This is a genomic window from Thiohalorhabdus sp. Cl-TMA, assembly GCF_041821045.1.
Taxonomy (GTDB): domain Bacteria; phylum Pseudomonadota; class Gammaproteobacteria; order Thiohalorhabdales; family Thiohalorhabdaceae; genus Thiohalorhabdus; species Thiohalorhabdus methylotropha.
Genome location: NZ_JBGUAW010000008.1, coordinates 149,018 through 162,843, shown reverse-complemented (window position 1 = coordinate 162,843; position 13,826 = coordinate 149,018). Strand labels below are relative to the sequence as shown.

Annotated in this window: 12 protein-coding genes, 1 other RNA gene and 1 pseudogene; 10 read left to right on the top strand and 4 right to left on the bottom strand. The window is 64.8% G+C overall.

Annotated elements, in window-relative coordinates; genetic code table 11:
• Window positions 1–40: 40 nt before the first annotated feature.
• From sufB to ACERLL_RS12740, 3 genes are all read right to left on the bottom strand, one after another.
• Window positions 41–1,492, bottom strand: a complete 1,452-nt coding sequence (sufB, locus tag ACERLL_RS12750; RefSeq protein WP_373656474.1) for a Fe-S cluster assembly protein SufB — start codon at window positions 1,490–1,492, stop codon at window positions 41–43.
• Window positions 1,493–1,546: 54 nt separating this feature from the next.
• Complete coding sequence (locus tag ACERLL_RS12745) at window positions 1,547–2,026, bottom strand: SUF system Fe-S cluster assembly regulator (protein WP_373656473.1); 480 nt, start codon at window positions 2,024–2,026, stop codon at window positions 1,547–1,549.
• Window positions 2,027–2,220: 194 nt separating this feature from the next.
• Window positions 2,221–3,402, bottom strand: coding sequence for an NAD(P)H-dependent flavin oxidoreductase (locus tag ACERLL_RS12740; protein ID WP_373656472.1), 1,182 nt, complete (start codon window positions 3,400–3,402; stop codon window positions 2,221–2,223).
• Between the two features lie 414 nt (window positions 3,403–3,816).
• Here ACERLL_RS12740 and ACERLL_RS12735 point away from each other — a divergent pair, with 414 nt between their 5' ends.
• The 10 genes and pseudogenes from ACERLL_RS12735 to ACERLL_RS12695 all read left to right on the top strand — a co-directional run bounded on the left by ACERLL_RS12735 (window position 3,817) and on the right by ACERLL_RS12695 (window position 13,229).
• Entirely contained in the window at window positions 3,817–4,263 is a 447-nt protein-coding gene (locus ACERLL_RS12735) for a hemerythrin domain-containing protein (protein WP_373656471.1), read from the top strand.
• 25 nt (window positions 4,264–4,288) lie between these two features.
• Window positions 4,289–4,432: pseudogene (locus ACERLL_RS17800) on the top strand (glutathione-dependent formaldehyde dehydrogenase); the annotation flags it as partial.
• A gap of 20 nt (window positions 4,433–4,452) precedes the next feature.
• Complete coding sequence (locus ACERLL_RS12730) at window positions 4,453–4,758, top strand: MDR/zinc-dependent alcohol dehydrogenase-like family protein (protein ID WP_420018519.1); 306 nt, start codon at window positions 4,453–4,455, stop codon at window positions 4,756–4,758.
• Window positions 4,759–4,832: 74 nt separating this feature from the next.
• A complete protein-coding gene (locus tag ACERLL_RS12725; RefSeq protein ID WP_373656585.1) occupies window positions 4,833–4,991 on the top strand; it encodes a YqaE/Pmp3 family membrane protein in 159 nt (52 codons plus the stop codon).
• Between the two features lie 128 nt (window positions 4,992–5,119).
• Window positions 5,120–6,337, top strand: a complete 1,218-nt coding sequence (locus ACERLL_RS12720; protein WP_373656470.1) for a hypothetical protein — start codon at window positions 5,120–5,122, stop codon at window positions 6,335–6,337.
• Between the two features lie 890 nt (window positions 6,338–7,227).
• Window positions 7,228–9,348, top strand: coding sequence for a TonB-dependent receptor (locus ACERLL_RS12715; protein WP_373656469.1), 2,121 nt, complete (start codon window positions 7,228–7,230; stop codon window positions 9,346–9,348).
• A gap of 78 nt (window positions 9,349–9,426) precedes the next feature.
• Window positions 9,427–10,572: a PepSY-associated TM helix domain-containing protein gene (locus ACERLL_RS12710; protein ID WP_373656468.1), complete on the top strand. Its 1,146-nt coding sequence runs from the start codon at window positions 9,427–9,429 to the stop codon at window positions 10,570–10,572.
• Window positions 10,569–10,760 carry a hypothetical protein gene (locus ACERLL_RS12705; protein ID WP_373656467.1) on the top strand — a complete coding sequence of 64 codons (192 nt, stop codon included), beginning with the start codon at window positions 10,569–10,571 and terminating at the stop codon, window positions 10,758–10,760. Before ACERLL_RS12710 ends, ACERLL_RS12705 begins: the two co-directional genes overlap by 4 nt.
• A 50-nt stretch (window positions 10,761–10,810) precedes the next feature.
• Window positions 10,811–12,499, top strand: coding sequence for a sirohydrochlorin chelatase family protein (locus tag ACERLL_RS12700; RefSeq protein WP_373656466.1), 1,689 nt, complete (start codon window positions 10,811–10,813; stop codon window positions 12,497–12,499).
• 190 nt (window positions 12,500–12,689) lie between these two features.
• Window positions 12,690–13,229: a DUF2380 domain-containing protein gene (locus ACERLL_RS12695; RefSeq protein ID WP_373656465.1), complete on the top strand. Its 540-nt coding sequence runs from the start codon at window positions 12,690–12,692 to the stop codon at window positions 13,227–13,229.
• 120 nt (window positions 13,230–13,349) lie between these two features.
• Here the strand turns inward: ACERLL_RS12695 and ssrA are convergent.
• Window positions 13,350–13,710: a transfer-messenger RNA gene (ssrA, locus tag ACERLL_RS12690) on the bottom strand.
• Window positions 13,711–13,826 lie beyond the last annotated feature (116 nt).

The following is a 13,826-nucleotide window of genomic DNA, read 5'->3' as shown; positions in this document are numbered from 1 at the left end:
CGGTGTTCGGCCGGAGCGCTGGCCCCGGCCATTGGAAGTTTTACCCGACGCTGCCCTCGAGGCTCACCCCGAGCAGGTTCTGCGCCTCCACGGCGAACTCCATGGGCAGCTCGTGGAAGACCTCCTTGCAGAAGCCGCTCACGATCATGGAGACGGCATCCTCGGGGTCGATGCCCCGCTGGGTCAGGTAGAAGATCTGGTCCTCGCCGATCTTCGCCGTCGAGGCCTCGTGCTCCACCTGGGCGGTGGGGTTCTTGGTCTCGATGTACGGGAAGGTGTGCGCGCCGCACTTGTTGCCCATGAGCATGGAATCGCACTGGGTATAGTTGCGGGCGTTCTCGGCGTTCTTGCCCACCTGCACCAGACCCCGGTAGGAGTTCTGGCCGAAGCCGGCGCTGATCCCCTTGGAGATGATGGTGGACTTGGTGTCCGCGCCGAGGTGGATCATCTTGGTGCCGGTATCCGCCTGCTGGTAGTTGTTGGATACGGCCACCGAGTAAAACTCGCCCACGGAGCGGTCGCCGCGCAGCACCACGGAAGGGTATTTCATGGTGATGGCGGAGCCGGTCTCCACCTGGGTCCAGGCGATCTTGGAGTCGTCGCCGCGGCACTCGCCGCGCTTGGTCACCAGGTTGTAGATGCCGCCCTGGCCGTTCTCGTCGCCCGGGTACCAGTTCTGCACCGTGGAATACTTGATCTCGGCGTCCTTCTCCGAGACCAGCTCCACCACCGCGGCGTGCAGCTGGTTCTTGGAGTGGGCGGGCGCCGTGCAGCCCTCCAGGTAGCTCACGTAGGCGCCCTCGTCGGCGACAATCAGGGTGCGCTCGAACTGGCCGGTCTCCGAGGCGTTGATGCGGAAGTAGGTGGACAGCTCCATGGGGCAGCGCACGCCCTTGGGCACGTAGACGAAGGAGCCGTCGGAGAACACCGCCGAGTTCAGGGCGGCGAAATAGTTGTCCCCCGGCGGTACCACGGTGCCCAGGTACTTCTCCACCAGCTCCGGATAGTCCTGCAGGGCCTCGGAGAAGGAGCAGAAGACGATGCCCTCCTCGGCCAGCTTCTCCTTGTAGGTGGTGGCCACGGAGACCGAGTCGAACACCGCGTCCACCGCCACCCCGGCGAGCTGCTTCTGCTCGTCGAGCGGAATGCCGAGCTTCTCGTAGGTTTCGAGCAGCTTGGGGTCCACCTCGTCCAGGGACTGCGGCTTGTCCTCTTCGCTCATGGACTTGGGCGCCGAGTAGTAGACGATATCCTGGTAGTCGATGTAGGGGTGGCGGATGTTCGCCCACCGCGGCTCGGTCATTTCCTTCCATTGCCGATAGGCATTGAGGCGCCACTCCAGCATGAACTCCGGTTCTTCCTTCTTGGCGGAGATCATGCGGATGATGTCCTCGTTGAGCCCCGGAGGGACCGCATCGACTTCGATGTCGGTATAGAAGCCGGGGGTATAGCCCCGATTGAGAACTTCGTCGAGCTGGCTCGAAGACGCCATATTTGCCTCCATCCCGGGAATTGGGAAATCCCTCCGGACCGCGTCCGGGTCGTTTTATTCCGCTTGGACCAGGGGGGCCTGCTCGTGGACCCCCAGGAACGCCAGGGTGCGGGTCTGCACACCCTGGACCGAAATCGGTTCCGTCATTTCTGCCACCGAGACCCCTTCCAGGGCCCGCATGATGGCGTGATTGATGCGCTGCCAGTTGCTCTGCACCGAGCAGGACTTCTCCTGCTCGCACTGCAGGGCGTCGCTGGCGCACTCGGTCAGGGCGATGGGCCCTTCCATGGCCCGGATCACCTGGGCCACGGAGATCTCCTTCGGGTCGCGGGCCAGAGAATACCCGCCGTTCTTGCCGCGCTGGGCCACCAGCAGGTTGCCGCGCTCCAGGACCTTCAGGATCTTGCTCACCGTGGGCACGCCGATGTGCAGATCGCTCGCTAGCTCCCGAGCGCTGAACCGCCGCTCCGGGTTCCTGGCGAGGTGCGTCATGACCACGGTGCCGTAATCGGTCATCTTACTGATGCGTAGCATCCGGTGCCGCTCCGTTCACAGGCTGTTGGAAAACGATCGGGGACTCGCCTTGCTTCCGGGCCTGGGCGTTCAGCAGCGCCCGCTCTACGTTTTGCAACACCCTGGTTCGCCCTGTCGGGAAACTAGGACTAATCTAGTCCTATTTAGTTTCCCATGCAATACTTATGGTCCGATTTTTTTGGTCGGGTATTGGGTCAGGGGGTCGCTATGGCCGTCTCATGGGAGGCAGTGACGCCCAGGAGGTGGCACAGCGTCTCGCGCACCGAGCGGATCTGGCTCCCGAAGGGAAGGGCGGCGCCGCCGCGGAAGAACAGGCCCTGGCTGACCTTGCCCTTCTGGGCGGCGGCCAGGCGCGTCTCGATACAGAACTGGCCGGCGCTCGCCTTGCCGTCCTTGAAGCCGCAATGGGCGAGGCACTCGACGAAGGTGGGGCAGGTGGCCGTTTCCGGGCAGGCTCGGTTCAAGAGCTGCTCTTCCAGTCCCAGGTAGCGGTCGAGCCAGGGGGTGCGCACGGCCCGTGCGGGCAGGCCGGCGGCGCTGATGAAGGTCACGGTGTCGCTGGCCGGGTTGGCCCCCAGCAGGACGCGCTTGAACTCGGGATGGGCGTCGCCTTCGGCGGAAACGGCGAAGGGGGTGCCCACCTGGGCGCCGTCGGCGCCCAGCTCCATGACCTCGGCTAGCCGCTCGGGTCCGTTTATGCCCCCGGCGGCGATCACCGGCACCGCGGCGGCCTCGTCGCCGAACTCGGCCAGGGCGGCGCGCACCTCGGGCAGCACCGTGGGGTAGTCGTAGCGCGGGTCCCGCTCCTCGCCCACCTTGCCCACTCCCAGATGGCCCCCGGCGTAGCGGGGATTCTCCACCACCACCGCGTCGGGGAGGCGGTTCTGCCGTTTCCAGCGCTTTAGGGTGATCCGCAGGGCGCGGCCATCGGAAACGATGGGAATCAGTGCCACATCGGGGTAGTCCGCGGTGAGCGCCGGAAGCTCCAGCGGCAGGCCGGCCCCCATGATGATGGCGTTTGCGCCGCTGGCGCAGGCCTGGCGCACCTGCTCGGCGTAATCGCGCAGGGCGCGCATGACGTTCACCGCGATGAAGCCCCCGGATCCCGCAATGGCCCGCGCCGCCCGGATTTCCCGGTCGATGGCCACCAGGTTGGCGGCGGTATGGTCCGCCGGATCCCGGCTGCGCTTGTGCTCCTTGAGGAGGTCGGGGTGCAGCTGGCGCAGGTCCACGCTGGCGATGGTGCCCACGCCCCCCGCGGCGGCGACGGTTCCGGCCAGGTTGTGGGCGGAAACCCCCACACCCATGCCGCCTTGAATGATGGGAAGAAGCTTCCGGCCGAGGATGCGGAGCGCGGGAAATGCGTGATCGATCATGGAGCGCTTCAGCTCTCGATTGGAGTGTTTCGGGACAGGCTAGCGGCGGACGGCCCGCCGGGAATTGATGGCGGTCAAAGTAGCCTTACTCTGTATACGTGTTTTTTGGCCGTGTTTCAAGCGCGGATGTCCGCGTGCCTGTCCGGGAAGCCCTGCCCCCTGTCTTCGGCGAGCCCGCTCCTTTCGGGCGTTCCGGTGTGGCGCAGCCCGTAACCGGTGCTGGCGGCTGCGCTCCCGGCTCGAATCCTCTTCCTCCGCCGCCGCTTCCTCCGTTTCCGCCAACCGTTCCACACCGGCCCATGCATCCGCGCCGGAGCGGCTTCGGGCAAATGCCAGGGAGGCTGCGGCTGCCCCCAATGGACCGACTCCCGGCCTGGGAGTAAGCCTGCTAGAAACGAAAGCGGAGGAACCGTAATGACGGATATCTACCAGAAGCTGGTCCAGGATCACCGCGAGACCGCGAAGATCCTCTCGGAGCTGGACAACATCGCTGAGAGCGATCCGGTGCGGCGGGACGACCTGTTCGCCAAGCTGAAGCAGGAGCTTCTCATGCATGCCCGGGCGGAGGACGCCACGTTCTATAACGCCCTGCGCCAGCACCGGGAGAGCGAAGGCGATGCCCAGCATGCCAAGCACGAGCACGACGAGGTGGAGAACATGCTGCGGGAGCTCAGCCATCTCGATCGCTCCACTCCGGAATGGGCCGCCAAGTTCCGCGAGCTGAAGCAGAACGTGGAAGCCCATGTGGACGAGGAGGAGAGCCAGATTTTCTCCGAGGCCCAGGATATTTTCGATGCGCAGCAGGCCGGCGAGATCGGGCGCAGCTTCGATCAGCAGAAGGCGCAGCTGGCCCGGCAATAGGTGGCCAGGCATTCGGGGGGAAGCAATAAAGGCCGTGGTCTTTCACGACGTGGGCGATATTCGGCTCGACAACGTTGCCGATCCCGGGCTCCACGAGGGTAAGGACGCCGTCATTCGCACGACGAGCAGCGCCATCTGCGGTACGGACCTGCACATGGTGCGCGGAACCTCCCCTTCAGCAATGTGGGTGTGGGTACGGTAAAGCTGCCCGAGGAGGGGGGGACGGCCAACGCGGGACTGCTTTCGATCATCGGGGTCTATCCGCCCATGCATCGGAGCTTCCCCACCGGCCAGGCCATGTCCAAGAACCTGACCCTACCCATGGGCAACTGCAATCACCGCCAATACATCCCGGGAATGGTGGAGCTGGTGAAAAACGGTTCCCTGGATCCGGAGGGGATCCTTACCCGGCGGGAGCCCGTCACCAACGTTCTGGAGGCCTACAGCCGGTTCGATGAGCGTCGGCCGGGCTGGGGCAAGGTGGCGCTGCAGTAGGGCTCGACGGAGGCCTCCACCGGTTCGAGCTTACCGAGGAGCGAGGGATGGAAGCACGGGAAGACAGTCTCTTCATGGATATTCTGCGCATCATAGCCGCCGTAATTCTTCCGCCCCTGGGCGTTTTCCTTCAGGTGGGGATCAAGGGGGCCTTCTGGCTGAATATCCTGCTTACCATTCTTGGATTCATACCGGGGATCATTCACGCCGTCTGGGTGATTGCCAGGCGGTAGGGGCTGCCTGGAATTGTTGACAGGGTGGGGCTCCCGCCGCAACGCGAGCGCGTCCGGGAGCCGTAGCCCCGCTGTTCATTGTACTGGCGGATGGTTCCGCCCCTTGCAAATCGCGGAGGAGGTCCGCAATGGCGTTCAATCCCCTCACCGAAACCGGAATTCCGCTCGATCAGCAGCTTCGTTCCTGGCGCGAGCTCAACGTGGAGCCCTATGACACCCAGTCGGTGAATCCCTACACCCGCTGCCGGATCATCGTCATGAACGGCGCGGAAATGGAGAGCATGTGGTTCGGGCACCACTTCGCCCGCCACACTACGGACCTGGACATCAAGCGCCAGCTTGCCCAGGTGCGCCGTATCGAAACGCAGCAGCAGAAGGTGAACAACTGGCTCATACCCGGCAACGAGGACGCCCTGGAGCTGACCATCGGCTACGAGCAGGTGGCGGTGGACCTGACCGCCTGGGTGGCCCAGCAGGAGCCCGATCCCTACGCCAAGCAGTGCTACGACTTCGGTCTGCTCGAGGACTTTGACCACCTGTTCCGGTACGCCAATCTGATGGACATGACGAATCCGCGGAAGGCTACCGAGCTGGTCGGTGATCTTACCGAGATCATGCCCGGCCGGCCCACGGTGTTCGAGCATCGGGACCCGTATGACGACATCCGTCGGCCCCTGGCGCGCACCAGCGACCCCCGTTCGGCCATGCATGCCATGACCATTACGGCCGCCGAGCAGCAGACGCTGAACTTCTATTGCAACGTGGGCAATCGCCCGGAGGAGCCGCTTGCCCGCGCCCTATACCAGGAGATCGCGCAGATCGAGGAGCAGCACGTCACCCATTACGAGAGCATGCTCCCCGCGGACGCCAGCTGGGCGGAGCAGCTGGTAATGCACGAATACAACGAATGCTGGCTGTACTGGTCCTTCATGCAGACCGAGGACGACGAGCGCATCCGCAAGGTCTGGGAGACCCACCTGGCCATGGAGATTGAGCAGCTCAAGAGTGCCGTGGAGCTCATGAAGAAGCTCGACGGTCGCGATCCGGCGGCCGAGCTACTTCCGGAAAGCCTGCCCGAGCCGCTCAAGTTCGAGAGCAACAAGCAGTACGTGCGCCAGGTGCTGGCCGACCAGGTGGCACTCACGGGGGACGGGACGGACTTCGTCCGCGTCGACGATCTCCCCGAAGGGCACCGCTACTACGAGTACCAGAAGAAAGTCCACGGCGACGGTTGGGTGCCCAGCGAAGAGGTTATCGGCTCCCACAGGGATTCCAAGGGAGACGAATATCGGAGTCAGCCCGCCGGCGAGCACCCGGTGAACGAGCTCCGGGAAGAAAAGCACTGACTTTTCTGGGGGTCGTGCCAGCCGCCCGCGGGGAGAACCCGCGGGCGTTTTTGTGCGCTAGCGCGGTCCGATAAAAGGTAGGCGGGCATTGTAAAGCGGGCCCCTGCCGGGTCCGGAAAGCGGGGGATATCCGGGTGTCAGCTGGAATCCCGTTCAGCCTCCGCTTCGGCGTTCCGTTCATCGAGCACCTCCAGCCCTCTTGCCGTGATCCGCAGTCCTTGGCTCTTATATCGGGGATGGTGTCGCTTTCCGAAAGCATGAGGAGAATGCGGAATTCGGATAGGGCCATTCCGGGGCTCTTGATGCGAAAGATATTTACGGATATGAGGAGGGCTTTGCTTTTTAGTGTATGTTTTGTTGGTACTTGTTTTTTCTTTTTAAATTTTTGTTTTTTTCGGGGGGTCAGATAATATCTGTTTTATTTTTAAGGGGGGGGTATTTATTATGAGCTTCGGAAAGCAGAAAATCTTTAAAAAGTATGAAGTATTTATGTGGGAGAGGTGGTCGAGGACCTTGCAAAATCCAGACGCTGATCCCTTGCATCATGGACTCGATTTGTCCGGAAAAGGCAAAAAGAGAAGTATCCCGGGCACAGATCCTCCGCGCATGTACCTCCCGTCAGCTCCAACCCCGTAAACGCTTCCAAGATTCCGGCCGGACCATGCCCGGGTCGGTTCAGGCCATCCAGTCCTTATGGAGTCGGGGATGTCCTTCAGGAGCGGGCTGAGTCTTTTTTGTAAATAAAAACGATTTTCATTAGGATTATTGTTCAATATAAAACCTTTTTGAACCAACCCGGGAGGAAGTGCATGGCTCCCCCACGCAGGCGCCGCAATACGGCTGCTGTCCGCCTCCAATCCATGGGCCGGCGGCCGTCCGTCCGGAACCCCTTGCTCCTCCTCGCGCTGTCCGGCCTCGCGGTCGCGCCGGGACAGGCCCTGGCGGATAGCGAAGATCTGGAATCCATCACGGTGACCACCACGCGCACCAGTCAGGGACGCTCTATCGCCGATATACCCGGCTCGGTGACCGTGATCGACCGAGAGGAGATCGAAAAGCAGACCCGTACCACGCAGGACCTGGGCGAGATTCTGTCCAACCTGGTGCCTGGTCTGGGCCAGTCTTCCGAGAGCCTGACCAACTACGGCCAGCAGATGCGCGGCCGCAGCTTCCTGGTGATGATCGACGGCGTGCCCCAGAACGCCGTGCTGCGCCAGGCCTTCAAGCACCTTCGCAGCGTTTCGCCGGGGGCCATCGAGCGCATCGAGGTCATTCGCGGGGCCGTGGCCACCTACGGCGCGGGCTCCACCGGCGGCATCATCAACTTCATTACCAAAAGTGGCCAGGGCCTTGACGGCACCGAAATGCAGACCACGGTCGGCGTCACTGGCCAGATGGAGGACAGCGACAGCTTCGGCGGCCGGCTCTACCAGGCCTTCCGCGGCGACACGGGCGCTTTCGACTATAGCGTCAACCTGAGTGTTAGGGACACCGGTAGCTGGTACGACGGTGAGGGAGACCTCATCCCGCCCAACTTCGGCTCCCAGGGCGGTGGACTCGCCGAGTCCCGCGAGTACAACCTGCAGACCAAGCTGGGCTACCAGCTGACTCCCGACCAGCGCCTGCGGCTGGCGATCAACTACTACGACCATGCCCAGGATGCCGAACACCGCCGCCCTGGTGAGACGGATCCAGGCAGAGGCAATCCCGATACCGATGAGGCCACCCAGGCCCTCGACGAGGAGCCGGAAGGTATCGATCCCGGCACCGAGAACCTCAATATCAGCCTGGACCACACTTGGCAGGACCTGCTCGGCGGTACCCTGTCCACCCAGGTCTACCATCAGGACTACCGTACTGATTTTGGCTACTACCCTTATTACACCACCGGGGCCGGGCAGACCTATCTGGAGACCCAGCACACCGGCGTGCGGCTGGCCCACGACCGGTCCATCGGTCAGAGCGCCAACGCCGTCTACGGCATCGATGTTGGCACAGAGACCTCCTCCCAGAGCTTCGTGGACGGCCGCACCAGCGTGGGTGAGCTCGACCAGGTGAATTACGCGCCCTTCCTGCAGCTGCAGGCCAATCTGGGCCAGGACTGGTTAGTGCGGGGCGGGGTTCGCCACGAGCGCGTGCAGATCGATGTGCCCACCTTCCAGGATGAAGGCTGGCAGGATTCCCATACCGTGTTGGGAGGAAAGCTCAGCTATAGCGAGACCGTTTTCAACGCGGGCCTGGTGCACTACCTGACCAACCGGCAGGAGTTGTTCGCCAGCTTCAGCCAGGGCTTCTCGGTAGCCGACATCGGTCGCCAGCTTCGCACAAAAAGTGCGGATATCGACAATGAAATCCCGGCGGGTAACGACATCGAGGCGGAGGATTTCGAGTCAGAAGCCAAAGTGGTGGACAACTACGAGATCGGCTGGCGGGGGCGCTTCAACGCCTGGCGGGCAAGCGCCAGCGCTTACTACAGCGTCTCCGATCAGGGCGCCACCTTCGGCGGCCCGCCCAACTTCCCGTTGCTCCGGCGCAAGGAGCAGATCTACGGCGTGGAGCTGACCGCCGACGTGGACGCCACCCGCGCCCTGCGGCTGGGCGGCACCGCCTCTTGGCAGGAAGGGCGCGTGGACACCGACAGCGACGGCGATACCGACGAGTACCTGGATGGTACCCGGATCGCGCCGCCGGAACTGACCCTGTACGGCGAGTATGCCCCAACCGAGCGCTGGTCCGCACGCCTGCAGGCCAAGCAGGTGTTCGACCGCGATCGTTTCGACTCAGCTGCTCTGCCTGCTAGCGATGCGTTCGCCAAGGGCAAGGTCGACGGTTACACCTTGGTTGACGCTAGTGGTCGCGTCGAGGTGGGCCCGGGCAGCCTAGAGGTGGGTATCAATAATCTGCTCGACGAGCAGTACATCACGCCGCTGGGTCAGGCCTACAACCTGGCTGGCTATGTGTTCGCCGGCCGCGGCCGGACCCTGAGCGCCTCCTATAGTGTCACCTACTAACCCGCTCTAGGGTCGCGCCACAGGCCCGGGGTGCCATGCCCCGGGCCGTTTGCATTGGGTCCGCCCAGGAGGGAAATCGTGAACGGAAGGCGCCTGAAGGGCTGGTACCGGGTGCACAAGTGGACCAGCCTGATCTGCACCGTATTCATGCTGCTGCTGTTCGTGACCGGGCTGCCGCTGATCTTCCACGAGGAGATCGACCGGGCGTTGGGCTACCGCGTGAGCGCCCCGGCGGTCGAGGCCTCGGGGCAGCGGGCGGAAGTTGATGCCATCCTGGCCGACGCACGGGAGCGCCGGCCGGACGAGGTTGTCCAGTTCCTAGTGCGCGAGCCGGAACATCCGGATCTGTGGTTCGTGCGCCTGGGCGAGACCGTGGAGGCGACCGAGGCCTCGTCGTTCCTGACCTACGACGCCCGCACCGGCGAGCTGCTGAACGCCTACCCGGTGGGGCAGGGGGTCATGAATGTCATCCTCCGCCTGCACGTGGACATGTTCGCGGGGCTGTGGGGGACGTTGTTCCTGGGAGCGATGGGGCTGCTGTTGGTGGCCTCCCTGGTGTCCGGCGCCGTGCTGTACGCCCCCTATCTGGGGCGGGCGGGCTTCGGCCGGGTGCGCCGGCAAACAAGGCGCCTGCGCTGGCTGGACGCCCACAACCTGGTGGGCATGGCCACCCTGGTCTGGGTGCTTGTGGTGGGCTTTACAGGAGTAGTCAATACCCTGTCGGTGCCCATCTTCAGCCAGTGGCAATCCACTCAGCTTGCCGAGATGACCGCCGGGGCGACGGGGGACGACACTGTGGCCGAGCGATCTCCGGCCGAGGCGGTGACGGCCGCCCGCCGGGCCCAGCCGGACAAAGCGCTGAGCTTCATGGCCTTCCCGGGCAACGGTTTCACCGGCGATGGCCACTTCATGGCTTACATGCAGGGCACCACGCCGCTGACCGCACAGCTGCTGACCCCGGTGATGATCGATGCCGATACCGGCGAGGTTGTCGCCACGCGCGGGCTCCCCTGGTACGTAAGCGCCCTGTTGCTATCGCAGCCGCTGCATTTCGGCGATTACGGCGGCTTGCCCTTGAAGATCCTGTGGGGGCTTCTGGACCTGCTTGCCATCGGTGTCCTGGTTACCGGCCTCTACCTCTGGCTGCGGCGCAACGGCGGCCGGTCCGTTGAAGCCGGCCCGCGACCCGGGAATGGCCCTGAATCCCGGGGGCGGACGCCATGACCCGGGCCGGACCCAGAGGCCGTGTCTGGGGCGCTCCGCTGGCGCTGGCCCTGCTCTCCGGGATCGGCTTGGTGGCCGCCCTGCTCTCCGACGGATTCGGCGATGTCCTCTCCTGGGCGGCGCTGACCATACCCACCGTCGTGTCCCTGTTGATCGGGGCACGCGCCACCCTTCCCGATCGCTTTTGATCCCGGGCCCGGTCCGAACGGCGAGACGGTATTGCAGAAGGAGGACCATGATGATTCGAGCCATTTGGGTCCTGGCCCTCTTAGTGGCCCCGGGCTTTTCGTCAACGACCCTGGCCGGCGAGGCCGCTCACGGCTTCGTGCTGGCCGTGCCCGACCGGGGCTTTCTGGGCAACGAGCAGGCACGCCGGGTCTTCGACAAGCTGTCGGAGCGCCACCCTGCCCGTCTCCTGTTCGTTACCGACGACCGCACCGGCGACATGCTCGCCTCGGACGTCGAGGACCTGCGAAAGCAGGTGTCGGCGGTGACGGTGCTGCCGTTGTTCCTGTCCGAGGGCAGCCCGGCCTTCGATACCCTGGAAGTGGTCATGGCTGGCCTGAAGGCGGACACGGTCGACCGGGGCCGAGTCTTCGGCCGCAGCTATCTGGCCGTGGAAGTGCTGGCCGATCGGCTCCGGAACGTCCGCTCCCCCGCGGACAAGCACTTGGTGGTGGCTGGCTACGGAGCCGGGGACAAGGCCAGCTGCGGGGCCATGCGCGAGGGTTTGGCCCGACTGGCGCGACAGGCGGCCAGGGGCTTCGGCTTCGCCTCCGTGACGGCCGAGGTGTGGCCCGCCCACGGCAAGGCCGGCGACACCCGCTGCGCCGGGGCCACCGTCAGGGGGCTGCGCCAGGGCCCCGAGCCCAAGGTTCTGGCGCCATTCCACCTCGGGCCCAAGTACGACAGCCGCATGAACGTCACCGCTTCCTGGCAACGGCGCATGGGCGACAAGGGCCGAGTCCTCTCCGGGCTCCTGCCCCACGACGCGGTGGCTACCTGGGCCTTGCGCGAGGCCAACCGGCACCTGCCGCTCGCCGCCGACGACATCGGCGTGCTGTTCCACGCCCACGGCGCCGACTACCACTGGAACGAGCGCATGCGACGGGCGGCGGCTGGGCTGGCCGAGGATTATCGGCTGGATTTCGCCTTCTCCATGGCCGACCAGCGCACCATCGAGCCCGCCGTGGAGCGTCTGGAGGCGAAGGGGGCCCGCCTGATCCTGCTGGTCCGGGTGTTCGGACGCGAGACCTCGTTCCGGGACACCATCCGGCGCATGCTCGGCCGCGACATCGAGGGCACCGGCGGGGTTGCAGCCGCTGGCGGCATGGTCGGCCACGGCGGCAGCTCGGGGCCGCCCCCGAAGCGTATTCGCACCACCGCCCAGGCACTCACGGTGGGCGGCCTGGGTGCCCATCCCTTGTTCGCCCGGGCCCTCCTCGACCGTGCCCAAGCGCACTCCTCGGATCCCGAGCGGGAGTCCGTGATCCTGGTGGCCCACGGGGTGGGCCAGGACAAGGCCAACAAGGCCTGGCTGGAGACCCTGGAGCGGCTTGCCGAGCGCATGCGGGCGCACGGCGGGGATGCCTTCCGCCATATCCGTGTGGCCACGTGGCGGGAGGATTGGTCGGAAAAGCGGCAGGCCGCGGTGGGGCGCGTGCGGGAGCTGGTGCGCCAGGCCGCGGCGGACGGCGGGCGGGCCATCGTTGTTCCCGCGCGCACTACCGGTACCGGTCACGCGGAGGAATTCCTGAAGGGCCTCGAGCTCGAGCTCGGCAAGGGCTTCGTGCCTCATCCCCTGTTCGAGGACTGGCTTCGGGAGCAGGTGGCCGCGGGACTGGAAACCTATCGTGAGGCCCTTGGCGGACGGTTGACCAGCGCATTACGCAAGGCGGCGAAGGCCGCGCAGGGGTCGGGCCGGTAGGGGAAAAGTCCTGTGGCAGAAGGCTCGAGTTTCCGGCGGCGCAGGGTGTTCGGAAAAAGGAGAGGCTCCTCCCCCGTGCACCCTTGGCGCGAAAAGAGAAGCGGTTGCGCCCGGCAAGGTATAACCTCCCGGAGAAAGGGCCCATGACTGCCCGCGCATCGGGCGCGGGATGGGATTCGGGAGGAGAGCCATGCGGCATGGCCGGCGAGTCTTTCGTAGCGTAGTGCTCCTGATGGCAATGGCGTATCTGACGGTCCCCGCTCCGGCCAGCGCCGAGAGCCCGGTTCCGGTGGTGATCGCCGATTTCGACTATAAGGACACCTCGGGAGAGGTACGGGACCAGAGCGCGGAGCACGCCGCGCGGATGCGCACCTTCGTGCGGATCCTCCGGGAACAGCTATCGGCCGGGGAGGAATACGCGGCTGCTCCACTGCAATGCGGAGCCGCGCGCTGCTCCGCCGGGAGTATGGCCCCGGCGGATCTGATCCGGGCGGCAGAGCAGGCCGGTGGTCGGATCCTCGTGTACGGCGGGGTTCACAAGATGAGCACGCTTGTCCAGTGGGGGAAGGTATACGTCCTCGATTTGCGGACTGAGAAACTGCTGCTCGACCGCCTGTTTTCCTTCCGGGGCGATAATGACCGGGCCTTCCGCCGGGCGGCCGGTTTTCTCGTGCCGAAGCTGGAGGAGGTTCTGAAGCCCGTGGCGTCGGCTCCCCGGCCGGATAAGTAGTTTCGACTTCCGGCCGGACGGTTGTGCGTGCGGTGAGGTATTGCGGAGGGATTGGGAATAAAAAAAAGCCCGCCATTTGGCGGGCTTCCAGGAGGTCTCGGATTTCGCCGGACCGGATGTTGGTGGAGGCGGCGGGACTCGAACCCGCGTCCGCGAACCGTCCACTATTGGATCTACATGCTTAGTCACCCTTTGGTTTCACCGATCACGGTCCCGGGTGACGGGGATGTGACCGGTTAGCCCGGATTGGATTTAACGGCAGGTGGCCCCGGGCGGGGCGCTGCCGCGGTCCCGTGAAGGTCGACCCGCTTGATCCCTTGCCACGGGCAGCTCGGGAAGCGGGGCAGCCGGCTATGCGGCTACGGCGAACTCTTCGTTGTCGGCAGGTATCTTTGCCCGCTGGGAGGATTTACGAGGTTACCCAGCTACCTCGGCATGCACCAATAGCTTGCGGGTTCACGTCGAATCCAGAATCGCCCCCTTCGCAAGCTGTTGACCAGCCTATCAGATCGGCCCCGCGGGGGCCATCCCTCGGCCAAATTCACCTACTAGGACTGTGGGCTTGTGGGGAAGTTCCACGGTCGGGAACAGAAGGTT

Bases quoted from the DNA above. Each gene is read 5' to 3' on its own strand.
- ACERLL_RS12720 (WP_373656470.1), top strand. From the start codon at position 5,120: ATGGCGTTCAATCCCCTCACCGAAACCGGAATTCCGCTCGATCAGCAG.
- ACERLL_RS12695 (WP_373656465.1), top strand. From the start codon at position 12,690: ATGCGGCATGGCCGGCGAGTCTTTCGTAGCGTAGTGCTCCTGATGGCA.
- ACERLL_RS12745 (WP_373656473.1), bottom strand. From the start codon at position 2,026: ATGCTACGCATCAGTAAGATGACCGATTACGGCACCGTGGTCATGACG.
- ACERLL_RS12735 (WP_373656471.1), top strand. From the start codon at position 3,817: ATGACGGATATCTACCAGAAGCTGGTCCAGGATCACCGCGAGACCGCG.
- ACERLL_RS12700 (WP_373656466.1), top strand. From the start codon at position 10,811: ATGATTCGAGCCATTTGGGTCCTGGCCCTCTTAGTGGCCCCGGGCTTT.
- ACERLL_RS12725 (WP_373656585.1), top strand. From the start codon at position 4,833: ATGGATATTCTGCGCATCATAGCCGCCGTAATTCTTCCGCCCCTGGGC.
- ACERLL_RS12740 (WP_373656472.1), bottom strand. From the start codon at position 3,402: ATGATCGATCACGCATTTCCCGCGCTCCGCATCCTCGGCCGGAAGCTT.
- ACERLL_RS12705 (WP_373656467.1), top strand. From the start codon at position 10,569: ATGACCCGGGCCGGACCCAGAGGCCGTGTCTGGGGCGCTCCGCTGGCG.
- sufB (WP_373656474.1), bottom strand. From the start codon at position 1,492: ATGGCGTCTTCGAGCCAGCTCGACGAAGTTCTCAATCGGGGCTATACC.